At 71.7% G+C, this 23313-nt stretch carries 27 protein-coding genes; 11 read left to right on the top strand and 16 right to left on the bottom strand.

Annotation, left to right across the window (positions count from 1 at the left end; genetic code table 11):
* Nucleotides 1-55: 55 nt before the first annotated feature.
* Genes OG892_RS07870 through OG892_RS07880 form a run of 3 tightly spaced genes read right to left on the bottom strand, consistent with a single transcriptional unit; the run spans nucleotide 56 to nucleotide 2736 of the window.
* Nucleotides 56-1099: a zinc-dependent alcohol dehydrogenase family protein gene (locus tag OG892_RS07870; protein ID WP_371628768.1), complete on the bottom strand. Its 1044-nt coding sequence runs from the start codon at nucleotides 1097-1099 to the stop codon at nucleotides 56-58.
* A 21-nt stretch (nucleotides 1100-1120) separates the two neighbouring features.
* Nucleotides 1121-1816, bottom strand: a complete 696-nt coding sequence (locus OG892_RS07875; protein ID WP_371628769.1) for a lysoplasmalogenase — start codon at nucleotides 1814-1816, stop codon at nucleotides 1121-1123.
* A complete protein-coding gene (locus OG892_RS07880) occupies nucleotides 1813-2736 on the bottom strand; it encodes a sterol desaturase family protein (RefSeq protein WP_328867541.1) in 924 nt (307 codons plus the stop codon). Before OG892_RS07880 ends, OG892_RS07875 begins: the two co-directional genes overlap by 4 nt.
* 158 nt (nucleotides 2737-2894) lie before the next feature.
* On the opposite strand from OG892_RS07880, the gene OG892_RS07885 reads away from it, so the two are divergent.
* Nucleotides 2895-5981 (top strand): NACHT domain-containing NTPase, encoded by a 3087-nt coding sequence (locus OG892_RS07885; RefSeq protein WP_371628770.1) that lies wholly within the window; start codon nucleotides 2895-2897, stop codon nucleotides 5979-5981.
* A 4-nt stretch (nucleotides 5982-5985) separates the two neighbouring features.
* Here OG892_RS07885 and OG892_RS07890 read toward each other — a convergent pair whose 3' ends face one another.
* The 5 genes from OG892_RS07890 to OG892_RS07910 are packed head-to-tail and all read right to left on the bottom strand — an operon-like array spanning nucleotide 5986 to nucleotide 10920.
* Entirely contained in the window at nucleotides 5986-6699 is a 714-nt protein-coding gene (locus OG892_RS07890) for a VIT family protein (protein WP_073735256.1), read from the bottom strand.
* A 25-nt stretch (nucleotides 6700-6724) separates the two neighbouring features.
* Entirely contained in the window at nucleotides 6725-7951 is a 1227-nt protein-coding gene (locus tag OG892_RS07895; RefSeq protein WP_371628771.1) for an amidohydrolase family protein, read from the bottom strand.
* Nucleotides 7948-9228: an amidohydrolase family protein gene (locus OG892_RS07900; protein WP_371628772.1), complete on the bottom strand. Its 1281-nt coding sequence runs from the start codon at nucleotides 9226-9228 to the stop codon at nucleotides 7948-7950. The genes OG892_RS07895 and OG892_RS07900 overlap by 4 nt, the downstream gene beginning before the upstream one ends.
* Before the next feature lie 10 nt (nucleotides 9229-9238).
* Nucleotides 9239-10123 carry an SDR family NAD(P)-dependent oxidoreductase gene (locus tag OG892_RS07905; protein ID WP_073735259.1) on the bottom strand — a complete coding sequence of 295 codons (885 nt, stop codon included), beginning with the start codon at nucleotides 10121-10123 and terminating at the stop codon, nucleotides 9239-9241.
* The gene (locus tag OG892_RS07910; protein ID WP_371628773.1) at nucleotides 10120-10920 is read right to left on the bottom strand and encodes an acetoacetate decarboxylase family protein; all 801 of its coding nucleotides are present in this window, start codon (nucleotides 10918-10920) and stop codon (nucleotides 10120-10122) included. The genes OG892_RS07905 and OG892_RS07910 overlap by 4 nt, the downstream gene beginning before the upstream one ends.
* A gap of 124 nt (nucleotides 10921-11044) precedes the next feature.
* On the opposite strand from OG892_RS07910, the gene OG892_RS07915 reads away from it, so the two are divergent.
* The 5 genes from OG892_RS07915 (at nucleotide 11045) to OG892_RS07935 (ending at nucleotide 15823) form a co-directional block, all read left to right on the top strand.
* Nucleotides 11045-11689, top strand: coding sequence for a TetR/AcrR family transcriptional regulator (locus OG892_RS07915; protein ID WP_371628774.1), 645 nt, complete (start codon nucleotides 11045-11047; stop codon nucleotides 11687-11689).
* Between the two features lie 40 nt (nucleotides 11690-11729).
* Entirely contained in the window at nucleotides 11730-12737 is a 1008-nt protein-coding gene (locus OG892_RS07920) for a DEDDh family exonuclease (protein WP_073735262.1), read from the top strand.
* Between the two features lie 63 nt (nucleotides 12738-12800).
* A complete protein-coding gene (locus tag OG892_RS07925; RefSeq protein WP_073735263.1) occupies nucleotides 12801-13034 on the top strand; it encodes a hypothetical protein in 234 nt (77 codons plus the stop codon).
* 59 nt (nucleotides 13035-13093) lie between these two features.
* A complete protein-coding gene (locus tag OG892_RS07930; protein ID WP_371631594.1) occupies nucleotides 13094-13912 on the top strand; it encodes an SURF1 family protein in 819 nt (272 codons plus the stop codon).
* 114 nt (nucleotides 13913-14026) lie between these two features.
* Nucleotides 14027-15823 carry a glycoside hydrolase family 15 protein gene (locus tag OG892_RS07935; RefSeq protein ID WP_073735265.1) on the top strand — a complete coding sequence of 599 codons (1797 nt, stop codon included), beginning with the start codon at nucleotides 14027-14029 and terminating at the stop codon, nucleotides 15821-15823.
* Between the two features lie 111 nt (nucleotides 15824-15934).
* Here the strand turns inward: OG892_RS07935 and OG892_RS07940 are convergent, their stop codons facing one another.
* Complete coding sequence (locus tag OG892_RS07940; protein ID WP_073735266.1) at nucleotides 15935-16300, bottom strand: hypothetical protein; 366 nt, start codon at nucleotides 16298-16300, stop codon at nucleotides 15935-15937.
* Between the two features lie 175 nt (nucleotides 16301-16475).
* Between OG892_RS07940 and OG892_RS07945 the strand changes: the two genes are divergently transcribed.
* The 4 genes from OG892_RS07945 to OG892_RS07960 all read left to right on the top strand — a co-directional run bounded on the left by OG892_RS07945 (nucleotide 16476) and on the right by OG892_RS07960 (nucleotide 18736).
* On the top strand, nucleotides 16476-17042 hold the full coding sequence (locus OG892_RS07945; RefSeq protein WP_079193388.1) for a SigE family RNA polymerase sigma factor: 567 nt from the start codon (nucleotides 16476-16478) through the stop codon (nucleotides 17040-17042).
* Nucleotides 17032-17631 carry a hypothetical protein gene (locus OG892_RS07950; protein WP_328867534.1) on the top strand — a complete coding sequence of 200 codons (600 nt, stop codon included), beginning with the start codon at nucleotides 17032-17034 and terminating at the stop codon, nucleotides 17629-17631. Before OG892_RS07945 ends, OG892_RS07950 begins: the two co-directional genes overlap by 11 nt.
* Nucleotides 17632-17718: 87 nt before the next feature.
* Nucleotides 17719-17841 carry a hypothetical protein gene (locus tag OG892_RS07955; protein WP_371628775.1) on the top strand — a complete coding sequence of 41 codons (123 nt, stop codon included), beginning with the start codon at nucleotides 17719-17721 and terminating at the stop codon, nucleotides 17839-17841.
* Nucleotides 17842-17980: 139 nt separating this feature from the next.
* Nucleotides 17981-18736: an SDR family oxidoreductase gene (locus OG892_RS07960; protein ID WP_073735269.1), complete on the top strand. Its 756-nt coding sequence runs from the start codon at nucleotides 17981-17983 to the stop codon at nucleotides 18734-18736.
* Nucleotides 18737-18875: 139 nt separating this feature from the next.
* Here OG892_RS07960 and amaP read toward each other — a convergent pair whose 3' ends face one another.
* The 5 genes from amaP to OG892_RS07985 are packed head-to-tail and all read right to left on the bottom strand — an operon-like array spanning nucleotide 18876 to nucleotide 21202.
* Nucleotides 18876-19463, bottom strand: a complete 588-nt coding sequence (gene amaP / locus OG892_RS07965; RefSeq protein ID WP_073735270.1) for an alkaline shock response membrane anchor protein AmaP — start codon at nucleotides 19461-19463, stop codon at nucleotides 18876-18878.
* Nucleotides 19460-20146, bottom strand: coding sequence for a DUF6286 domain-containing protein (locus OG892_RS07970; RefSeq protein WP_327336259.1), 687 nt, complete (start codon nucleotides 20144-20146; stop codon nucleotides 19460-19462). Before OG892_RS07970 ends, amaP begins: the two co-directional genes overlap by 4 nt.
* Entirely contained in the window at nucleotides 20143-20505 is a 363-nt protein-coding gene (locus tag OG892_RS07975; protein ID WP_073735272.1) for an Asp23/Gls24 family envelope stress response protein, read from the bottom strand. The genes OG892_RS07970 and OG892_RS07975 overlap by 4 nt, the downstream gene beginning before the upstream one ends.
* On the bottom strand, nucleotides 20502-20693 hold the full coding sequence (locus OG892_RS07980; RefSeq protein ID WP_073735273.1) for a hypothetical protein: 192 nt from the start codon (nucleotides 20691-20693) through the stop codon (nucleotides 20502-20504). Before OG892_RS07980 ends, OG892_RS07975 begins: the two co-directional genes overlap by 4 nt.
* Nucleotides 20694-20725: 32 nt before the next feature.
* Nucleotides 20726-21202: an Asp23/Gls24 family envelope stress response protein gene (locus OG892_RS07985; protein WP_073735274.1), complete on the bottom strand. Its 477-nt coding sequence runs from the start codon at nucleotides 21200-21202 to the stop codon at nucleotides 20726-20728.
* 94 nt (nucleotides 21203-21296) lie between these two features.
* Between OG892_RS07985 and OG892_RS07990 the strand changes: the two genes are divergently transcribed.
* Nucleotides 21297-22043: a hypothetical protein gene (locus OG892_RS07990; RefSeq protein WP_371628776.1), complete on the top strand. Its 747-nt coding sequence runs from the start codon at nucleotides 21297-21299 to the stop codon at nucleotides 22041-22043.
* Nucleotides 22044-22114: 71 nt separating this feature from the next.
* On the opposite strand, the gene OG892_RS07995 is transcribed toward OG892_RS07990, so the two are convergent.
* Together OG892_RS07995 and OG892_RS08000 are read right to left on the bottom strand one after the other, a co-directional pair.
* Complete coding sequence (locus OG892_RS07995) at nucleotides 22115-22906, bottom strand: enoyl-CoA hydratase/isomerase family protein (protein WP_328867531.1); 792 nt, start codon at nucleotides 22904-22906, stop codon at nucleotides 22115-22117.
* Nucleotides 22907-23055: 149 nt separating this feature from the next.
* Nucleotides 23056-23277: a helix-turn-helix domain-containing protein gene (locus tag OG892_RS08000; protein WP_018518904.1), complete on the bottom strand. Its 222-nt coding sequence runs from the start codon at nucleotides 23275-23277 to the stop codon at nucleotides 23056-23058.
* Nucleotides 23278-23313 lie beyond the last annotated feature (36 nt).

Here is a 23313-nt window from a genome sequence, read left to right on the forward strand (position 1 = left end):
CGGGTCCGGGGCGGGGGCCGGTGATCGCACCGGCCCCCGCCCCGGCCTCAGAGGCTCACGGCTTGATGAGGACCTTCAGCGCCGTGCGCTCGTCCATCGCCTTGTAGCCGGCCGGTACGTCGTCGAGCCCGATAGCGAGGTCGAAGACGGGCGACGGGTCGATGGCACCGGACAGCACGTCGGGGAGCAGCTCCGGTATGTAGCTGCGCACGGGGGCGACCCCGCCGCGCAGCGCGATGTTCCGGTCGAACATGACGCCGAGGTCCAGTCCGGTGCCGCTGCCGTGCGGTACGCCGACGTAGCCGATCGAGCCGCCGTCGCGGGTGATCTCCACGGCCGTGCGCATCGACTGCTCGGTGCCGACGGCCTCGATGACCGCCTGGGCGCCCTCGCCGCCGAGCAGTTCGCGTACGGCGGCGACGGCGGCCTCGCCGCGCTCCGCGACGACGTCGGTGGCGCCGAAGATGCGGGCGATGTCGGTGCGGGCGGTGTGGCGGCCGAGCGCGATGATCCGCTCGGCGCCGAGCCGCTTGGCGGCCATGACCCCGCACAGGCCGACGGCTCCGTCGCCGACGACGGCGACCGTGGAGCCGGGCTTCACCCCGGCGCCAACCGCCGCGTGGTGGCCGGTGCCGAGGACGTCGGAGAGGGCCAGCAGCGCGGTGAGCAGGCGGTCGTCGGAGGCCGCGGCGGCGGGGAGCTTGACCAGGGTGCCGTCGGCGAACGGGACGCGGACGGCCTCGCCCTGCCCGCCGTCGGAGCCGACCGAACCCCAGAACCCGCCCTGCGGGCAGGAGGTGGTCAGGCCCTCCGCGCAGTAGGCGCAGGTGCCGTCGGACCAGACGAAGGGGGCGACGACCAGGTCGCCGACGGCGAAGCCGTTGACGCCGGAGCCGGCCTCCTCGACGATCCCGAGGAACTCGTGGCCGATGCGCTGGCCGGGCTTGCGGGCGGACTCGCCTCGGTAGGCCCACAGGTCGCTGCCGCAGATGCAGGCCCGCAGGACCCGCAGCACCACGTCGGTGGGCTGCTGGATCGCCGGGTCCGGGACCTCCTGCACGCGGATGTCGTGGGGGGCGTGGATGACGGTGGCGCGCATGCGTGGGGGTCCTTGGTGATCTCAGATGCTGGTACGCCGTTCACGGTACGCCTCGCGGGCCGTGGGAGCTCCGAGCGCCCCCACGGTCAGCAGGAGCTGCGCCGCGACGTAGGTGAGCATGACCCAGAAGTCGGGGGCGGGCAGCTGCGGCCGGTCCGCGATGCCGGTGGCGATCAGGGCGTCGGAGAGCAGGAAGAGCGCGCCGCCGGCCGCCGCGCACCGGCCGAGGACGCGGGACCGGTAGGCCATGGCCGTGAGCAGCAGGCTGTAGCCGGCCAGCGGCAACCGCAGACCGGCCGGCAGCCCGCCCCAGATCAGGGCGAGGAACGCGGCCAGGACGACCGCGTACGGGATCGCGGGCAGCAGCGCGCCGCGGGCCCGTCCGAAGAGCCTCAGGTAGCAGAGGTGTCCGGCCGCGAAGCCGCCCATCCCGATGAGGAAGGCGGCATCGGCGTCGGCCAGCAGGAACGTGTCGCCCACCCAGCCGCAGAGCAGTGCGGCGATCAGCGGCCGGGGCCCGCGCCGGGCGGCGGCGTACCCGGCCAGCAGCGGCATCAGCAGCGGCTTGGCGACGAGGTGCGCGAGGCCGCTGCCGGCGAGGACCGCGACGAGATCGACGGCGCAGACCACGAGGAAGGCGATGAGCAGGGGGCGGACGAACCGCTCACGCCGGTCCGGGAACGGCGCGTCGTTCGTCAGCGGCTCTGCGGGGCTCATCCGGTGCGCTCGCGCGCGGGAGCGGCGGCAGGGGTGGCGGGGATGACGGGGGTGGCAGTGGCAGGCCTGGCGGGGGCGGGTGTCCGGCCGGCGGGCTGCCAGCCGGGCCCTCGGAAGACCCGTCCGGCCCGCTCGCCCCAGCTGCCCGCGGCACGCACGTCGCGGGCGATGGCGGCGTACTCGTGGGTGGCGACCCGCAGCGGGTTGAACGTGTCGATGTTCTTGGTGAGCCCGAACACCGGCCGTTCCGTCTCCGCCGTGAAGGAGCCGAACCAGCGGTCCCACACGATCAGGATGCCGCCGAAGTTCCGGTCGAGGTAGCCGCCCTGGGAGGCGTGGTGCACGCGGTGGTGGGAGGGCGTGTTCAGCACGTACTCGAAGGGCCTGGGCAGCTTGTCGACACGTTCGGTGTGCACCCAGAACTGGTAGACGAGGTTGGCCGAGGAGCAGAAGGCGAGCGCCGCCGGGTGCACACCGCAGGCGATGAGCGGGAGGTAGAACGGCCAGACGGTCAGCGAGGTCCAGGGCTGGCGCAGCGCGGTGGAGAGGTTGAACTTCCGGCTGGAGTGGTGGACCACGTGGCAGGCCCAGAGGATCCGGATGACGTGGTGGCCCCGGTGCGACCAGTAGTAGAGGAAGTCCTGCCCGAGCAGCATCAGCGGGACGGTCCACCACAGGACGGGCACGCGCAGCGGCGTCAGCTCGTACACCGCCGTGTAGACGGCGACGATGGGCACCTTCCACAGCAGGTCGAAGACCAGGCTGCCCAGTCCCATGGTGATGCTGGTGGCGGCGTCCTTTGCCTCGTACCCGGCGGCCTCCTCGTCGGGGTGGAAGTGGTGGAGCGCCATTTCCAGGACGGTGAGCAGGACGAAGGCCGGTATGGACCAGAGCACTACATCGGGCAGGTTCGTCGGCATGTCAGCACCGTAGAGCCGCAGGTCGGCCCGCGAACAGACGTTGTTACCAACAAGTATGCGAGACATGGCGTCAGCAATCTTTGGTGACTTCTGACAGCACGGCCGTCGTACGATCCCTCCACCAGGGTCCGACAGGGGGAGGAACTGCGGTGGCGGGTATGGAAGTTGCGCTGGTCCGGCTGGCGACGACGGTGCTCGGCACGGTGGCCAAGTCACTGCTCGCGCCGAAGCCCGGCGCGGGACTGGTTCCGGACCCGGTGCGCCCGCTCCCCCGCCCGGCGAAGCCGGACCGGCTGGCGAAGGTGCTCGGCGGCCGGCTGGAGGCCTCGTACGCCGGCCTCCCGGAGCACGAGCGACTGGCGGCCGTCGAAGCGGTAAAGGACGCCTTCGCGGCGGCGGGCGCGCTGACGGCGGACCGGCTGTTCGCCGTGAACCTCGACCCCGAGCGGCTGGCGGCCGGGTTCCCGGCGCCCCCGGCGGGACTCTCGGAGCGCGCGGCCGGGCTGTACCGGGAGCTGCTTGAGCGGTGCTGCGCGCACGTCGTGGAGCAGCTGACCGCAGAGCCGTCGTTCACGGCGCGGGCGGAGGTGGAGCAGGTGCGCGAGGCCGGACGGACCCGCGCGCTGGTGGAGGACGTACGGGACCGGCTCGGCCCGCGCCCGGACGCGGCGGCACTGGACTTCGAGCGGCGGTACACGGAGTTCGTGGCCACGACGCACAGCCGGATGGGGCTGTTCGGGCTGACGCTGGGACGGTCAGCGGGCGAGTGGCCGCTGGAGACGGCCTACATCAGCCTGACGGTGAGCAGCGAGACCGTCCGGCAGGACGCGGTGGAGCACCCGGCCGCGGTGACGGTCTCCGTCGAGCAGGCGCTGTCCGGGACGAGACGACTACTGCTGCGCGGTCCGGCCGGCTCCGGCAAGAGCACCCTGGTGCAGTGGCTCGCGGTGAACACCGCCCGGCGGACGTTCGGCAGCGAGCTGGCGGACTGGAACCGCTGTGTGCCGTTCGTCCTTCGGCTGCGCGCGTTCACCTCGGACGAGCGGCTGCCGGGCCCGGAGGACTTCCTGCGCGCGGCGGGCGTTCCGCTGCACGGCGCGGCGCCCTCGGGCTGGGCGGACCGGCTGCTGTCGGAGGGGCGCGGCCTGGTGCTGGTGGACGGGGTCGACGAGGTCCCGATGCGGCTGCGCCGGCGTACCGAGAAGTGGCTGAAGGACCTGATCGCGGTCTACCCGAAATCCCGGTACGTGGTGACGACCCGGCCGTCCGCCGTCCCGGAGAGCTGGCTGTCCGGGTCCGGATTCGAGGCGCACTCCCTGCTGGCGATGGGGAAGAAGGACATCCGCGCCTTCATCGAGCACTGGCACTCGGCCGCGCACTCCGAGTGCGTCTCCGACGAGGAGCGCGAGCAGCTCGACGGGTACGAGGCCTCCCTGTGGCGCGCCGTGGGGACGCGGCGCGATCTGGGCCGGCTCGCGACGAACCCGCTGATGTGCGCACTCCTGTGCGCGCTGAACCGGGACCGGCGTACGCAACTGCCGCGCGCCCGGAAGGAGTTGTACGACGCGGCGCTGGACATGCTGCTCGTACGACGCGACACGGAACGCGACATCGTCGGGGTCGAGGGCGTCGACCTGACCCGGGACGAGCAGACGGCGCTGCTCCAACGGCTGGCGTACTGGCTGATCCGCAACGGGCAGGCGGAGGCCGACCGCGACGAGGCCCTGGCGATGGTGACCGAGTGGCTGACGGCGATGTCCCAGGTCCGGGGCAGCCCGGAGGACGTGTTCGCGCACCTCCTGATCAGGAGCGGGCTGCTGCGGGAACCCGCTCCGGGGGCGGTCGGGTTCGTGCACCGGACGTTCCAGGACTACCTGGGGGCCAAGGCGGCGGTGGAGGCCCGGGACTTCGGGGTGCTGGTCAAGCACGCGCACGACGACCAGTGGCACGACGTGGTGCAGATGGCGGTGGGCCACGCTCGCGCCGAGGAACGGGCCCGGTTGCTGCGGCAGTTGCTGAAGCGGGCGGCCCAGACCCGCAAGCACCACAACCGCCTGGTGCTGCTGGCGGCGGCGAGCCTGGAGCACGCCCCGGAGCTGGATCCCGCCGTCCGGGCCGAGGTCCAGCGGCAGACGGCGGACCTGCTGCCGCCGCGCAGCCGCGAGGAGGCGGAGGGGCTGGCCGCCCTCGGGGAAGTGGTCCTTGAGCTGCTGCCGGGGCCGGGGGAGGTGTCGCATGAGTGGGCTGTGGGCTATGTGGTACTGGCGGCGGCCCTGGTGGGCGGCGATGCGGCGTACGAGGTGGTGAAGGGGTACCGGGACGACGAGCGGATCTCGGTGGCCTCGCACCTGTGCGAGGCCTGGAGTTGTTTCGACACCGACACCTTCGCCCGGGAAGTACTCGCGGCGAGGGCCTGGGACACCGTTCACGTGTCGGTAGCGACTGCCGAGCAGCTGGCGGCACTGCGATACGTGCCCGAGGCCCGCGCGATCCGCTTGCTCGGCGCCCACGAGGACCTCTCCCCGCTGACCCTCCGCCGTGGGATGGAGAAGCTCTTCGTCTTCAACAACAAGGACCTGACCGACATCACCCCGATGGCCTCGATGCACTCACTCACCGAGGTGGGACTCAGCCTGTGCCGGAAGGTCCGTGATCTAAGCCCACTGGCCGGACTTCCACTGACCTCACTCACCCTGAACCGGCTGCATCCCGACGTGGCGGCCGAACAATTGGAGCCGTTCACGGGCGTACACACACTGACCCTCGGCCACCAATTCCGGGCCGTCAGCATCGGCGAACTGCCGCTGGGCCGCGGCATCAAGTCGCTGACCCTTCATGGGGAGGCCGAAAACCTGAGCCTGGAGGGCCTCGAACAGTGCGGTGAGCTGGAAGAGCTCTCCTTGCACAGCCTGAACCAACTTCAGGAACTCTCCCGGTCAGCAGATTTGCTCCGGCTCCACTGGCTCACCCTCGTCTGGCTGGACGATCTGGACCTGACGGTGCTCGCCGGGCTCTCCGCCCTGAGCAGGCTCACCCTCCGCCGCTGTCGACTGTCTCAGGGGCTGGCTCCGCTGCGGGAGCTGCCCGAGCTGACACAGCTCACCCTGTACGCCCAGCCCGAGTCGGACCCGTACGACCTGACCCCCCTGGCAGATCTCGACGCCCTCACGATCACCCTAGGCAGCGACACTCCGACCATCGGGGACGACCTCTTCCCGCCCGAGCGGATCATCCGCCTCCGCTAGAGGCTCACACCCCCGCCGCCCCCAGCAACTCCCCCGCCGCATAAGTCACCGCCATCGCCAGCGCGCCCCCACCCATGTTCCGCAGAACCGCAGGGCCCACCGACGCCTCGCCCAGCCGGGCGCTCCACCAGCCCGTCAGGGCCAGGGCCGCGAGCACCGACGCGACGGTCACCAGCAGCCGCAGCGAGGTCGGGGGCAGCACGATGGCCAGCAGCGGCAGCAGCGCGCCCACCGTGAAGGCCAGGAAGCTGGCGCCCGCCGCGTGCCAGGGGTTCGTGAGGTCGTCCGGGTCGATGCCCAGCTCCACCTCCGCGTGGGCGCGCAGCGCGTCGCGTTCGGTGAGCTGGACGGCGGCCTCGCGGGCGACCTCGCGGCTCAGGCCCTTGCCCTCCAGCAGTCCGGTGAGCTCGGCGAGTTCCGCCTCCGGCGTCTCCTGGAGCTCGCGCTTCTCCGTGGCGAGTGCGGCCTTCTCCGAGTCGCGCTGGGTGGAGACCGACACGTACTCGCCCGCGGCCATCGACATGGACCCGGCCAGCAGCCCCGCCAGGCCGGCGGTCAGCAGGGTGCTGCGGTCGTCGGTGGCCCCGGCGACGCCGACGACGAGACCGGCGGTGGAGACCACACCGTCGTTGGCCCCGAGCACGGCGGCGCGCAGCCAGTTCAGCCGCGCGCCCATACCCGTGCTGTGCGGTTCGTGGTGCGCCTGGGGATCGCTCATCCGGGGATGGTCTCACCTCATGGCGTCACCAGACGCGTACCGACCCACCCGGCGCGAACGCGGGGCTGGTCGCGCCTGCGGGAACCTCCTTCAGGGGTTCGGCGATCTCCTCGACCGTCGGGCCGACGGTGGCGGCGATCCGGTCCAGGGCGGGCAGGTCGAATCCGTAGACGCGGGCCGCGTTGCCGCCCGTCATCGCCGCGACCTCGGCGGGCGGCAGCCCGGCGTAGGCGATGCGCAGGCCCTCCCGCGAGTAGGGGGCGGTGCCCTCGTCGTGCGGGTAGTCGCTGCCCCACATGATCTTGTCGAGGCCGATCCGGTCGCGCAGCGGCACCTCGTGCGGGCGCATGAAGCTCGCGCCCACGTAGCAGTTCTCGCGCCATACCTCGCTGGGGCTCGCGCCCATCGAACCGGCCAGCCCCGCACCGAACTTGGACTCCGCGGTGGCCGCCCGGGAGGCCGACGCGACCAGTCGGCCGTGGTAGTAGTCGAGCATGTCCATGATGCCCGGGATCCAGCCCGAGCCCTGTTCGGTGAGGACGAGCCTCAGCCCGGGGTGACGGCGGAACGCCCCGCCGAAGATCAGGTGCCACAGCGCTCGGTGCGAGAACCAGGTGGTCTCCACCATGAAGACGGCGCGGGCCGCGGGTTCGTCGCCCAGCGGCGGCGAGGCCGAGCCGCCGTGGTGGTTGACCGGGACGTCCAGCTCCGCGCAGGCCGCCCAGAGCGGGTCGTACGCCGGGGAGTGCAGCTCCGGGACGCCGGAGCCCGGTGGGGCGCCGGGCAGCAGGATGCCGCCGGTGAGTCCGGCCTCCTTGGTGCGGCGGACCTCGCGGGCCGCCTCCTCCGGGTCGTTGAGGAGGATCTGCGCGACGCCCGCGCGCCGGCCGGGCGCGGCCGCGCAGAAGTCGGCGAGCCAGCGGTTGTGGGCGCGCAGCCCGGCCCAGCGCTGCTCGTACTCCGCCCGGGAGGGGGCGGGTGCCATCAGCGAGGCGGAGGGGAAGAAGGGCGGGATGGTGTTGGGGAAGACGACCTCGGCGACGATGCCGTCCGCCTCCAGGTCCGCGAGGCGGCGCTCCGAGTTCCAGTTGCGGTCGGCGGTGTCGGCCACCAGGTCCTCGTACGGGTTGACGTAGGTGGCGGCCCAGGCGTCGAAGTCGTCGTGGTACGCCGACTCCAGGTACGGCTTGTAGTCGAGGAGGTCGGCGCCGGCGTGGCAGTCGGCGGAGATGACGGTGTAGCGGTCCGTCATGACGCCCCCAGGACCGGGAAGTCGTGGTCGGTCAGCCAGTGCCGGCCGACCTCGCGCGAGCGGGCCCAGGATGCCTCCACCGCCGCCTGGTCGGTGCTCTGGCCCAGCTCCGCGGGGGTGGGGCCGATGCGCGCGGCCACGGGCGCCAGCCTGTCCGTGTCGAAGCCGAAGACCTCTGCGGCGGCCAGGCCGAGCATCCGGCGGGTCTCGGTGACGGGGATGTCGTGGAAGGTGTCGCGCAGCCAGTTCGCGGTGTTCGGCCAGGTGCCCTCGGGGTGCGGGAAGTCGCTCCCCCAGAGGATGTTGTCGACGCCGATCTCGTAGCGCTGGGCGAGCTCGCGGCGTTTGGTGTTGGTGGCGCAGATGAACACCTGGCGGTCGAGGTACTCGTGCGGCGGGCGCTTCAGCTCCGCGAACGGGGAGAGCTTCTTGCCGCCGTGGGCGCCGAGGTAGAGCCGGTCCATGAACCAGAGCAGGTTCGGCAGCCACCAGCAGCCGGACTCGGCCACGCCGAACTTCAGCCCGGGGTGGCGTTCGAAGGCGCCCGACCAGAGGAGGAACCAGAGCGGGCGCGAGGGCCACCAGGTGACCTCGGAGACGTAGATGCCGAGGTGGTCGCCGTACTCGTGGCGCGGGGCGGCGCCGGAGTGGGTGACGATCGGCATCCCGGTCTCTGCGGCGGCCGCCCAGACGGGGTCGTAGCGGCGGTCGTGGTACGGGGCCTTGTCCACCCACATGGAGGGGATCATCAGGGCGCCGAGGCCGGACTCCTTGGCCCGGTGGATCTCCGCGACGACCCGGCCGGTCTCGCCGGTGACGGGCAGCAGGGCGACCCCGCAGTGGCGTTCGGGGTGCTGGGAGACGAATTCCGCGAGCCAGCGGTTGTGGGCCTGTGCTCCGGCCATGCCCAGCTCGGGGTCCTGGTCGCCGGAGAGGCCGAGGCCGACGCCGAAGGGGGCGGCGGTGCGGCTGTCCACGGCGTCCGCGTCGGGGAAGACGACCTCGGCCGCCACCCCGTCGCCGTCCAGCTCCTTGAGCCGCTGCGTGGAGTCCCAGCCGCCCTTGAGCCCTTCCTCGTTGTCCTGGAACCACTTGTCGGCGAAGGCCTCGTTGCGGACCCCGAGGCGGGTCATCTCCTCGCGGCGGCGGTCGCGGCCGGCGAGGAACTCGTCGAACTCGCGGTGGAAGCGGCTGTCGAGGTAGGGGCGGTACTCCTCGGTGGGCAGTCCGGCGTGGCAGTCGGAGGAGATGATCAGGTACGGGTCGTCATCGGTCATGGCTCACTCCTCAGTCGAGTATGAAGTTCTCCAGGTACGACGGGTTGGACCGGTCGAGCATCGACTGCGACCTGGCCCGGATCTGACTGTCGCTGCGCTCGCTGTCGGGGAGCATCCAGAAGCGGTCGGCGCGGATGCCGTCCACGACGGTCGCCGCGACGTCCTCCACGGGGGTGAACTCCACCTCCTGGCCCGCCGCCTTCATCGCGCTCTCCCACTGGTCGAGGCTGCGGTACGGGGTGCGGCGCGGGCGCTCCTTGGCGTACCGCTCCGGGCGGTTGCGGTGCGACTCCCACAGTCCGGTGCGGAGCATGTGCGGGCCGGGGAAGAGTACGGAGGCGCCGACCGCCGCGCCCTCCGCCCGCAGGTGCGCGTACAGCGATTCGGTCATGGTGACGACGGCGGACTTGGTGACCGCGTACACGGAGGCGGTGGGCAGCGGGGCGATCCCGCCGTCGCCGGAGGAGGTGTTGACGACGTGGCCGGGGGCGCCGTCCGCGAGCATGCGCGGTACGAAGGCCTGGATGCCGTGGAAGACGCCCCAGACGTTGACCGCGAAGGCCCACTTCCAGTCGTTCGGCTCGTGGTCCCACATCCGGCCCTCCGCGCCGGAGCCGACCCCCGCGTTGTTGCACAGCACGTGCACGGCGCCGAAGGTGTCGTAGGCGGCCTCGGCCAGCGCCCGCACGGAGTCGCGTTCGCTGACGTCGACCGGCCGGGCCAGCACCCGTGCCCCGTCCTCGCGCAGTTCACCGGCGGCCTTGTCGAGCGCGCCCTCCTCCACGTCGGCGAGTACGACGTTCAGTCCCTCGGCCGCGAACCGGCGGGCCATGGCGAGACCGATACCGCTCGCGGCCCCGGTGACGACGGCCGTCTGGCCCTCCTCCAGCCTCATCGGACGCTCCCCTCCGGCGGTCCGTCGTGGATCTGCTGCGGATCGTCGTAGCGCTGGTGGACGTACGGCAGCAGCGCGTCGGCGCTGACCCGCTCCACGGCCCTGCCCTGCTGGTCGCTGGTCTTCTCCCCGATGGTGAGGTCGAGGAGCCTGCGGACGGGCAGGTCCGCGACCGGGTCGAACACCGACTCGCGCAGCACCACGTCGCCGGTGATCCGCTCCAGCTTGCGGACCTTCTCGTGCCGGGTGCAGTGGATGAGCACGGGTCCGGAGTCGAAGCCGTCGCCGTCCACGGCGGGCAGGAACTTGAAGTAGAAGTCGAGCTTGGTGCTCGGCTCCGGCAGCGGGAGCGGTCCTTCGACGGCGCCGCGGACCTCGACGAAGGCGATGCCGTGGCGGACGAGAGCGGCCCGGACGACGAGGCCCTCGCGCTCGACGCTCACCTCACCCAGCTTCTTCGGTTCGCCGAACACCTCGCGGCCACCGATCAGCGCCCGCTCGTGGGTCATCGGCATGACCAGCGGGTACCAGCCCTCGTGCCCGTCGTGCACGGCGGCGACGGCGACGGAGCCCGCGCCGAGCGGATAGCCGGGCAGGTCGACCTTGCTGATGCTGGCGCGGACCAGCGGGCGCCCGGCGGGTTTCAGGGGCGGCGGCAGGACGGCCGCCACCGCCTCTGCGTCGCTCTCCCAGACGGCGGTGACGCCGGTCGACCAGATGTCGGGGAGCTTGGAGCGGGCCTCGCGGGATGCCGCGATCTCGGCCTCGGTGCGCGCGCCGTACCGTACCCGTGCCATGCGGTGCCACCCTTCTGCGTCGTCCGTGTCCCGGCTCTCCGCCGGGCTCTGTAACACAGTTACACCGGAGACGATGAAGGGTAAATAGCCGTGCGTGTAACGGAGTTCTGTACCTGGAGGAGCTGTGGCGCGATCGGCGCTGACCCGCGAGGAGGTCCTCGTGGCCGCTGCCGGACTGGTGCGGCAGCACGGTCCGCAGACCCTCACCATGCGCAAGCTGGCCGCCGAGCTGGGGACCGCCGTCACCTCGATCTACTGGCACGTCGGCAACCGCGAGTCGCTGCTGGACGCCCTCGTCGAGCGCACCGTCCAGGAGATGGGCACCCTGCGTCCGACCGGCCGGGCCCCGGCCGCCCGGATCGTCTCGGTGGCCCGCGGACTGCGCCGCGAACTGCGTGCCCGGCCGCATCTGATCGCGATGGTCCACGAACGGGGACTGACGGAACGGATGTTCCTGCCGGCGCAGCGGGCGCTCGTCCACGAGGTGCACGCCGCCGGGCTGCGCGGTGCGCGCGCGGCGGACGCGGTCCGGGCGGTGCAGTTCCACACCGTCGGCTTCCTGCTGGTGGAGCGGAACCGGGAGCGGTCCCCCGTCCAGTCACCGGGCGAGGGCGATCTGTGGGGCGAGTCGACGGCCGGCGACGATCCGGCACTGGCCCGCTCGCTGGCCCGGCCGGCCGACCCGGACCGGCTGTTCACCACCTCGCTGCGAGCACTGGTGGACGGGCTGCTGGCGGGCTCCGGACCGTCGGAAGGAGGCCGGGGGTGACGGCCGAATAGGGGACTGTCGGTCGCGGCCCGTATTCTCTGTGACCATGCTCGACGACCGCCAGACCGCAGCACCGTGGCCGACCGCCTACCCGCAGGGGTACGCGGTCGTCGACGTGGAGACCACCGGCCTCGCACGGGACGACCGGATAATCTCCGCCGCCGTCTACCGCCTGGACGCGCAGGGCAACGTCGAGGACCACTGGTACACCCTGGTCAACCCGGAGCGGGACCCGGGCCCCGTCTGGATCCACGGCCTGACCAGTGACGTGCTCGAAGGCGCCCCGCTCTTCCCGGAGATCGCCGCCCAGCTCTCCGAACGGCTCACCGGCCGGGTCCTGGTCGCGCACAACGCCGCCTTCGACTGGTCGATGCTCGCCCGGGAGTACGCGCGTGCCTCGGTGATCGCCCCGGTCCAGCAGCGGCTGTGCACCATCGCGCTCTCCAAGGAGCTGCGGCTGCCGCTGCCCAACCACAAGCTGGAGTCGCTGGCCGCGCACTTCGGTGTCGTGCAGCAGCGCGCGCACCACGCGCTGGACGACGCCCGGGTGCTGGCCGAGGCGTTCCGCCCGAGTCTGCACGCGGCGGCGGGCGGCGGGCTCAGGCTGCCGCTGCTGGAGTGCCGGCCGCTGACCGAGTGGTCGGACTCCCCCGTCACCCCTCGGATCGGCCACCAGGCCCCGTACGGCGGCGGCCAGGCCAGCTGGCGCCCCGCGCGTAAGCGTCCGGCCTGCCCGTACCCCAACCCGGGACGTTACGAGAAGGACAAACCTCTCATGCAGGGCATGCGGGTGGCGTTCTCCGGGGACACCTCCATCGACCGCGAGCTGCTGGAGGACCGCGCGGTGGAGGCCGGGCTGCATGTGGCGACCAGCGTCTCCCGGCTGACCAGTCTGCTCGTCACCAATGATCCGGACGCGGCGACGTCGAAGACGGTGAAGGCCAAGTCGTTCGGCACCCCGATCCTGGAGGAGAGCGCGTTCACCCATCTCCTGCGGGACGTGGCCGAGGCGTCGAAGGGCCCGTCGGCCACGCCGTCATCGGAGTGAACCGGGGGCGACTCGCCCGCCCGCCGCTCGCCGCCGCCGCCCTGCCGTCCCACCCTGTGGCGCATGGCACGTTGCGAGGTATGCGGAAACGACTACGGGATGTCCTTCGAGGTGCACGCGCAGGGCGCGATTCATGTCTTCGACTGCTTCTCCTGCGCCATTCACCGGATGGCACCGATCTGTGAGCACTGCCGGGTCCAGGTCATCGGCCAGGGCGTGGAGGTCGACGGGCACTGGTTCTGCGGCGGTCACTGCGCCCGCGCGGAGGGGAAGGTGGGCATCATCGACAAAGTCTGAGCACCGGACAGCCGACCCCCTCCGCGATGCACCCCATGACGCAGTTGTACCGTCATGGGGTGTACCGCTTCCTGTTGACCCGGCAGTGGCTGATCCTCGCCCTCCTCGCCCTCGTCATGATCCCCACGATGATCGAGCTCGGCTTCTGGCAGCTGCACCGGCATGAGCACAAGGTCGCGCAGAACGCCCTGATCTCGCACAACCTCAAGGCGAAACCGGTTCCGGTCGCCGCGCTCACCTCGCCCGGCCACGTCGTTCCGCGCTCCGACTACTGGCGTGCGGTGAAGGCCACCGGGACGTACGACGAGAAGCACGAGGTCGTGGTGCGGCGCAGGACGTCCACCGACGGCAGCATCGGCTTCCACGTGCTCGTCCCGTTCGACCTCAAGGGCGGCGGCACGGTCATGATCAACCGGGGCTGGATCGCCACCGCCGACGACCAGCGCGCCTTCCCCGATGTACCGGCCGCGCCGAAGGGCGAGGTGACGGTCACCGGCCGGCTCAAGGCCGACGAGACGACGGGCAGCAGCGGCATCAAGGACCTCTCGGACCTGCCGGACCGCCAGGTGATGCTGATCAACAGCGCCCAGCAGGCCAAGCTGCTCTCCCGGCCGGTGCTCGGCGGCTACCTGGAACAGACCGGACCGGTGCCGTCCGGTGGCAAGCCCGAGCTGATCGAGGCCCCCGACGACAGCTCCATCGGCCCGCACATGGCGTACGCCGTGCAGTGGTGGCTGTTCGCCGCCGGGGTCCCGGTCGGCTACGTGGTGCTGGCCCGCCGGGAGAAGCGCGACCTGGTGACGGCCGCGGCCGAGGCCGCCGAGGCGCAGGACGACGCCCCGGCGGAGCCCGGGAAGCCCGAGCCCGCGAAGGCCTGACGGCGTGTCGGGGCCGTGCGGGGCCGGGCGGCGCCGTCGTCCGGCGGGGTGACTCCCACCTCAGGTCGGACAACGGCTGCTTAGCCGGGGCGATGTTCGGGAACACGCCAGAACGTGACACCACTCATCGAGGACTACGCCCTCATCGGCGATCTCCAGACAGCCGCCCTGGTCGGAAAAAACGGTTCTGTCGACTGGCTCTGCCTGCCCCGCTTCGACTCGGGCGCCTGCTTCGCCGCCCTGCTCGGTGACGAGGACAACGGCCACTGGCGCATCGCACCGCAGGGCGCGGACACCTGTACCCGGCGCACCTACGCCGGTGACTCCCTCGTCCTGGAGACCTTCTGGGAGACCCGTACCGGCACGGTCAAGGTCATCGACTTCATGCCGCAGCGCGACGCCACACCCGACGTGATGCGGATCATCGAGGGGGTCAGCGGCACCGTCGACATGACCTCCGTGCTCCGGCTGCGCTTCGACTTCGGCTCCGTCGTGCCCTGGGTGCGCCGCTCGCAGGGCCACCGGGTGGCGGTCGCCGGGCCGGACTCCGCCTGGCTGCGCAGCGAACCGCCGGTCAAGACCTGGGGTCAGCAGTTCTCCACCTGCTCCTCGTTCACCGTCTCCGCCGGGGAAAAAGTGGCCTTCGTGCTGACCTGGCACCCCTCGCACTCGCCCCGGCCCGAGCTGGTCGATCCCTTCGAGGCGCTGGAGAACACCCTGGCCGACTGGGCCGAGTGGTCCGCGCGCTGCAAGTACCAGGGGCCCTACCGGGAAGCCGTGATCCGCTCCCTGATCACCCTGAAGGCCCTCACCTTCGGCCCGACCGGCGGCATCGTGGCGGCCCCCACCACCTCGCTGCCGGAGGAGATCGGCGGCGTACGGAACTGGGACTACCGCTTCTGCTGGCTGCGGGACTCCACACTCACCCTCGGCGCCCTGATCTCGGCCGGCTATCTGGAGGAGGCCGGCGCCTGGCGGGACTGGCTGCTGCGCGCCGTCGCCGGGGACCCGGCCGATCTGCAGATCATGTACGGGCTCGCGGGCGAGCGCAGACTGCCCGAATCGGAACTGCCGTGGCTGAGCGGTTACGAGAACTCCGCCCCGGTCCGGATCGGCAACGCCGCGGTCCGCCAGCGTCAGCTCGATGTGTACGGGGAGGTCATCGACTCGCTCCGGCTGGCCCGCGACGCGGGTCTGGGCGACAAGCCGCACGCCTGGAACCTCCAGCTCAGCCTGCTCGGCTTCCTGGAGTCCACCTGGCGCGAGCCGGACGAGGGGCTGTGGGAGATCCGCGGCCAGCGCCGCCACTTCGTGCACTCCAAGGTGATGGCCTGGGTGGCGGCCGACCGGGCCGTGCGCAGTCTGGAGGAGGACCCGTCACTGACCGGCGACGCCGACCGCTGGCGGGCGATGCGGGACGCCGTGCACCGGGAGGTCTGCGAGAAGGGGTACGACCCGGTGCGCAACACCTTCACCCAGTCGTACGGATCACGGGACCTGGACGCCGCGACCCTGCTGATCGCCAGGACCGGCTTCCTGCCGCCCGACGACCCGCGGCTCATCGGGACGGTGGACGCGGTCCGCGCCGAGCTCGGCAGTGACGGGCTGGTGCGCCGCTACAGCACCGACGGCCCCTCGATCGACGGCCTGCCGGGCGGCGAGGGCGCCTTCCTGGCCTGCTCGTTCTGGCTGGCCGACGCACTGCGGATGACGGGGCGCACCGAGGAGGCCACCGAGCTGTTCGAGCGGCTGCTGGCCCTCCGCAACGACGTGGGGCTGCTGGCCGAGGAGTACGACACGGCCGGACAGCGTCAGCTGGGCAACTTCCCGCAGGCCTTCAGCCACGTCGGACTGGTGGGGACGGCCGTCGCGCTGGCCGAGGCACGGACCCCCGAGGAGACGGCGCTGTAGGTTCCCAGGACGCGCTGCGGTCGGTGAGGTCGTCGCCGTGTCCGACGCCGGTGCCGGAGCCGGCAGCGGACGGCGGACGGCGGACACGGCAAGGCCGACGCGTCGGGGTGATCAGTGATGTGAGGCGCGCGCCACCGCGACGGCCTTCTCCTTCAGGGCGCGGACCTCCGCCTCGCTCAGAACGGAAGACGAACCATGTGAGGCACGCGCCACCGCGACAGCCTTCTCCTTCAGGGCGCGGACCTCCGCCTCGCTCAGAACGGAAGACGAACCATGTGAGGCACGCGCCACCGCGACAGCCTTCTCCTTCTCGGCGCGGACGGAGTCGTTCTGCGCGGTGGAGTGGGAGGTCTCCGTGGCGGCGTGGGCCTGCGACTCCACCGTCAGGACCAGACTGCCGAGAGCGAAGGCGCTGACAGCGGTGGCCTTGATCGTTGTGCCGGCCCTGCCTGGCTTACGGCGTGCGGCGTGGCGCATGAGTGTTTCCTTTGCTGTTGTTCGAGACGGACGTGAGGGATACGTAGGAAGGAATCCCCGCCGCGACACCTGGATGGCGTGACACACATCACGTGCATGGGCTGTAGCGCGTAGAGGTCTCCCGCGCGTCATCCCTTCGCAGGGGACCCCATAGCCATTCTGTGGATCGATACGAATGGCGGGAAGCGTGGCAATGGGTTCGGTGGAAGAGGAGTTCGACGATTTCTACGCGACGGCGTATCCCAGGCTTGTCCGTCAGCTTTACGCGATGACCGGTGATCTGGCCGAGGCGCAGGACGTCGTCCAGGAGGCGTTCATCAAAGCCTGGGACCGGCGCGGAAGATTCTCGGGCGCCCCTTCCCAGGAGGCGTGGATCCGCACTACCGCCTGGCGGCTCGCCGTCTCGCGTTTCCGTCGTCTTCGGCGCGGGATGCAGCTCATGCAGCATCACCATGAACAGACGCACGTCGAAGAGCCGTCCCCGGAGCATGTCGTGATCGTGGACGCTCTTCGGAAACTCCCGAAGAACCACAGGAGTGTCGTCGCCCTCTACTACCTGTGCGATCTGAGTGTCGAGCAGATCAGTGCCGAGACAGGCTGGCCGGCCGGCAGCGTCAGAACCTGGCTGGCCCGCGGGCGGAGATCGCTCGCCGTGCAGCTGTCCGCGTCGGCTGAGGATGCGACGGAAGAATCGCAGAATTCGGCGGGCAGGGCGGGCAAGGAGGCGGACCATGTCGGATGAGGACGGGGTGAGGGAGTGGATCGACAGAAATACGCCCCAGTTCGACAGCATCCCGGTCGAACGGCGGATGTCCGGCCGGGCGGTCCGGCAGCGGGCCTCCCGCAGGAGCCGGCGCAGACGAACCTTCACCGCGGGATCGGCCGCGATTGCCGCTGCGGCGTTCGCCGCGGTTCTCCTGTGGAATTCGACGGACGCAGGGCAGCCGACGTCGGCTGCCGCTCAACCGGCGGAGACCCGCGGGCAGCAGAAGGCCCGAGAAAAACTGGGCGCGTACTATTCCGCACTGCCCGAAGCCCTCAGCGCCGGGGATTCGGCCACTCAACTGTCGAAACTCCTGGCCATGTACTTCACGGCCTCCGCGCTCAAAGAGGCACAAGTCCATGTAATCGCGCAGGACGATGGACGGGCAGCCATCTGCGGCTACGTCGGTCCCGATACGACGTTCTCCGTAGGCGTCCCACGCAGCGTGGACGTCGACACCGTCCGGGCGCGTGTCACCAGCAGTGCCGACTCGAAGCCCATCGATGTCGACGTCGACATCCGCACCATGAGAATCGCGCACTGGACCTGTCCGGATGGCGCCGCCTGATCCGAGTCGCCGACTCCGCTGCGACCGGGATCCAAAGGGTGCCACAGAAGGATTGATTCTGGGCATTTCTCCCGTATGGGTGGGGTGTTGAGGGCTGAACGGGTGCTGCTGGTGGCGGTGTACTACCGCACCATCAGCGAGTACGTCGACGGCCACGGCATGAGCCAGTACCGCTGGCGAAGCAGCGAACGACTGCCCGGAGGAAAATGACGCCAGCATGGGAAAACCGTGGCCAAGCCCTGGGGAGCAGATCTGAACCCGCAGGTCACGGCACAGCCAGTGGCCAACAGCCAAGGGAACTTACAGCCAGGGGAACCTACCGCGCCGGACAAGGCGGCAGGATAGAGCCATGGATCTTGGACTGAAGGACCGCGTGTACATCGTCACCGGGGCGACCCGGGGACTGGGCAACGCCACGGCGCAGGCGCTGGTGGACGACGGCGCGAAGGTGATCATCACCGGCCGGGACGAGAAGAGCGTCCGGGCCGCCGCCGACGACCTGGGCCCGGACGCCGTCGGGCTCGCCGCCGACAACGCCGACCCGTCCGTGGCGCAGCGGCTGGTGGACACCGCGTTGGAAGGGTGCGGCCGGCTCGACGGCATCCTCATCAGCGTCGGCGGTCCGGCGCCCGGTTCCGCCGCGGACAACACCGACGAGCAGTGGGAGTCGGCCTTCGAATCGGTCTTCCTGGGCGCGGTACGGCTCGCCCGGGTGGCCGCCGCAGCGCTCGGCGACGGCGGGGTCATCGGCTTCGTGCTCTCCGGCTCCGTCCACGAGCCGATCGGCGGACTGACCATCTCCAACGGTCTGCGCCCCGGACTGGCCGGGTTCGCCAAGTCGCTGGCCAATGAGCTGGGCCCGCGCGGCATCCGGGTGGTGGGCGTGCTGCCGGCCCGGATCGACACGGACCGGGTCCGTGAACTGGATGCGCTCTCGGGCGACGCGGAGGCCTCGCGCACGGCCAACGAGGCGCGCATCCCGCTGCGCCGCTACGGCACCCCGCAGGAGTTCGGCCGGACGGCGGCCTTCCTGCTCTCGCCCGCCGCCTCGTATCTGACCGGGATCATGGTCCCGGTCGACGGCGGCTCCCGGCACGGCTTCTGACCGGTCCGGCCCGACGGCTGGTACGGACGCGGCGGCTGGTACGGACGCGGCGGGCGGGCCGGATGATGACCCCTCCGGCCCGCCCGCCGTCGTGTCCCGTACCGCCCGTATCGCGCGTCGTCGTGTCCCGTACCGCCCGTCAGCTCACCCGCTCCGCGCGGTGCTTGACCGCCCTGAGCCGTACCTCGGCGGGCAGCCGGTCCAGCCCCGCGGAATCCCTGGCATGGGCCAGCGCCTCGTCGGTCAGCCGGCCCAGCGCCTCGTCCGGCGCCGCGTGCGGCTCCACCAGCAGCCGGATCCTGGCCCGCGGTGCGCTGCGCTTCCCGGTCAGTACGACCTGAGCCCGGGACACCCCGTCCAGGCCGCCCGCCTCCGCGGCGAGCGCGCCCTCCAGGGCCCGGCCGCGCAGCAGTGCGCCCTCACCGTCCCCGCTGTCCACCAGCACCTCGGAGAGCCGGGCCCGGCGCAGCTGGGCCAGCAGCCACCACAGGGCGAGCACGACGAGGACGGCGAGGACCGCGATCACCGTCGGCCACCACCAGCCGTCCGCACGCCAGCGGGTGCGGTCGGCCTCGCTGAGCAGTACGTCGTTCTTCCCCGACCACGGCCACCAGGACGGGACGGAGAGCCCGGTGGCGGCGGCCAGCACTCCACCGCCGACGCAGACCAGCACCAGCCCGGCGAGGCCCAGCAGTACCCGGTTGACGGTCCTGCGCACGCCGCTCACCCCTTCTTCGCCGGACGGCGGACATGGACGGACAGACCGGGCGGCCTCGACAGGCCGAGTTCCGCGATGCCCGTCGAGAGCGCGGTGTCCAGGTCTGCCCGTACGTCGTCGAGTTCACGGAAGTGCGAGACGGCCCGCACCTTCGCCTTGCTCCGGCGCATCCGGACCCGGACCGACTGCACGCCGGACACCTCGACAGCCCGGTCGCGCAGGACCATCGCCGCCGCTGTCCGGTCGAGCGCGGCCCGGACGTCCGGGCGGTCGCGGCGCATCGGCAGCAGATCGCGGAGTCCGGGCGTGAGCGCGAGGAGGATCAGCCAGAGGCCGATCGCCGCCGCGACCGCCGCGCCGGTCAGTACCCAGACGTCGTTCACGGGCCGCCGCGCCAGCTCGTCGGCCAGCGTGCGGCGCCACTGCATCGCCGGATGGCCGGCCCGGACCGCCGCCACGTCGTACAGCAGGAGTCCGGCGCCGCCGAGTACCACCAGCGCGAGGATGCCGGCCGGCACCCGGCGGGCGGACCAGAAGCGGCCGCCGCCGCCCTCGCCCCGGTCCTTGGCGGGCACCGGCTCGTAGGACGCGCCCGAGGCGGACTGGTCCAGTTCGAGCACGTCCCCGCGCTCCACCGGCTGGACCGTGGGCAGACGCTGCGTGCTGTGTTCCGGGTTCTGGGGCTCGGTCATCGGATCCTCCCCTGCACCGCGAGGCTCGCTCCTGAGGGGTGCAGGCGTTCGACCTGTACGGCCACTTCGGGCACCTCCATCCCCGCCAACGCCTTTACCCGCATCGCGACCCGCTGACGCACCGCGCCGCACTGGCGGCCGATGTCGCTGGGATATCCGAGCTCGAGGCTCACCCGTACCCGGGCGGTGTCACGGTGCACCGTGACCGTGGCGCGCGGCGACGCGCCCTCCTCGGCCGGCTCGTCGACGGCCTCCTTCGCCGCCTGGGCGGCGATCTTCGCGACCACCCGGTCGGCGATCCGGGTCTCCCCCCGCTCCGCGGCGGCGACCCGGTCGCCCGCCCCCGACACGGCCGTCACCGCCGTCGGTCGCCGCGATCGCGACTCCGGAAGAAGTCGCCGGGCTCCAGATCACCGTCGAGGAAGCGGCCGGCGATGAAGCCGACCGCCCCCAACGCGGCCACCAGCAGGAAGGCCCCGAACCCGCCGAAATATCCGGCGAATCCGAGCGCCATGCCCGCCACCATGCCGACCACAGCCATGCTCATCGTGCGCTCCTCAACTACCTCGGACCGGAGGACTACTGGAGACGTGGCTCGGGCTGATCGTCGTCGTCATCCTCGTCGGGCAGCTTCACATCGCTCACCGCGATGTTGACCTCGACGACTTCGAGACCCGTCATCCGCTCGACGGCCGCGACCACGTTCTCCCGTACGTCACGGGCGACATCGGCGATCGACACGCCGTAGTCGACGACGATCTCCAGATCGAGGGCCGTCTGCGACTCACCGACCTCGGCCTTCACGCCCCGGGTGACGGACTTGCCGCCGCCGGGCACCCGGTCGCGCACCGCGCCGAAGGTGCGGGAGAGGCCGCTGCCCATCGCGTGCACGCCGACCACATCGCGTGCCGCCATTCCGGCGATCTTCTCGACCACCCCGTCCGCGATCGTCGTACGGCCGCGGGTGCCGGGGTCTCCCCCACCACGCTTGGTCAGTGACGAGCTCGCGTCCTTGTCGGGGTTCTCGGGCCGGTTCCGCTGTGGGGTCTCGGTCATCGCCGCTCTTCCCTTCGGGGGCAGGAATGGACTTCATTGCCCACATTAGGTGCGCTTGCCCCGTCTCGCGCCGTGGATGCGGCAGGCTGAGGGAATGACGACGGCTGACAGCCCGAACAGGGCCGACGGATGGACGGCTGCGGTTCGGCAACGACTCGGCCTGGGCCGGCTGCTCCCGCTCGGCGGTCCGGCGGACGGGGCCTGGATCTCGGAACGGGCCGCGGTCGCGGTGCTGCGACGGGCGGTACGCGGCCGGGGGCCTGGGCCGGTGCTCGGTGAGCTGAGGATCGCGGTGGCCGATCCGGGCACGGCCCCCGGCGCTCGGGTGCCGGCTCCCCCGAGTGCGCTGCCGCCGGGCCCGCTGCGGATCGAGGCGACCATGGCGGCGACGGCCGACCAGCCGTTGCCGGCCGCCGCGGCGGCGCTGCGCTCCGCGCTGCTGGCGGCGGCCTCGCTCCGGCTCGGCCTGGAGGTCTGCGAGGTGGATCTCCAGGTGACGGAGCTGCTGGACACCGAGCCGGAGCGGCCGGCGCCGGAGCCGGACGGGGTGCGCGCGGCGCATCCCGAGGGCACGGCGGGCCTGGCGGCTGCCGGGGTGGCCGGTGTCTCGACGCTGACCCGGGTGCTGGGCCCGGCGGTACACACGGGCGCGGATCACGTACGGGTCGAGCTGGCCACGGACGACGGCCACCGCGCGCTCGACGTGGCACGCGCGGTGCGGGCGGCGGTGACGGAAGCGGTGGACGGGCATCCGCCGGTCGCGGTGCTGGTCACGGCGGTGACGGGGCCCACGGCCGGGCCGGGTACGCCGGGCGCTGCCCCGGGCACGTCGGAGGGCTGAGCCGGGCGCACCAGGGCTGGGGCCGGTGCGCCGAAAAGCCGGAGGCGGGATGCCCCCGGCCGGGTGACGGGTCAGTCGGAGGCGCCCGCCAGATCGCGCAGCCGACGGCCCTGCGCGGCCCGTTCAGCGGTGCGCTGCTCCTCGTACGTACGCGAGAGGGCGCCGCTCAGCAGGGCCTTGGTCTCGACGAGGGCGTCGCGCGGGGCGGCCAGCAGGGCGCCGGCCAGGTCGCGGGCGGCTCCGTCGAGCTCCGCCGCGGGCACCACGAGGTTGGCCAGTCCGGTGCGCTCGGCCTCCTCGGCGTGCACGAAGCGGCCGGTGGCGCAGATTTCGAGCGCGCGTGCGTACCCCACCAGGTGCACCAGGGGGTGCGTGCCGGTGAGGTCGGGCACCAGACCGAGGCTGGTCTCGCGCATGGCGAACTGCACGTCCTCGGCGACGATCCGCAGATCGCAGGCGAGGGCGAGCTGGAAGCCCGCACCGATGGCGTGCCCCTGGACGGCCGCGATCGACACGAGGTCGTTGCGGCGCCACCAGGTGAACGCGGACTGGTACTCGGCGATGACCGCGTCGAGCTCGGCCTCCGGGCCGCGCCCCATGTCGAGGAAGGACGGCTCGCCGTCGAAGCCCTCGGGGGTGAACGCCTGGCGGTCGAGGCCGGCGGAGAAGGACACACCTTCGCCGCGCAGCACGACGACCCGCACACTGCCGGGCAGGGCCCGTCCGGCCTCTGTCAACGCCCGCCACAGAGCGGGGGACTGAGCGTTGCGCTTGGCCGGATTGGTGAGGGTCACCGTGGCAACCGCGTCATCGACGGTGAGTCGTACGCCGTCCTTGTCGAGCACAGTGTCGAGCGAGGTCATGAAGCGCCTCCGGATCGGGTGCAGTCAGCACAGAGCTAAGTGACTGAACAGTAACCACCCGATCGACCATACGATCGACCGGGTGGCCACCACCGAACCGGTGGGCCACGGAGGGGATCGGACGATCCGCCCCGGCCCGCCGACGGCTGTCAGGCCGTCGCGGCCTTCTTTCCTCGTGTCGCGCCGCCGCGTCCTCGCAGCGTCACTCCGGACTCACTGAGCATCCGGTGGACGAATCCGTAGGAGCGGCCGGTTTCCTCGGCCAGCGCCCGGATGCTCGCACCGGAGTCGTACTTCTTCTTCAGGTCTGCCGCGAGCTTGTCGCGCGCGGCGCCGGTTACCCGGCTGCCCTTCTTCAGAGTCTCGGCCACCCGTGCCTCCTCGTGGGAAGTGCGCTCTGGACTCTC

Origin of the sequence: Streptomyces sp. NBC_00341, from assembly GCF_041435055.1 — a bacterium.
In the GTDB taxonomy this organism is placed as follows: Bacteria; Actinomycetota; Actinomycetes; order Streptomycetales; family Streptomycetaceae; genus Streptomyces.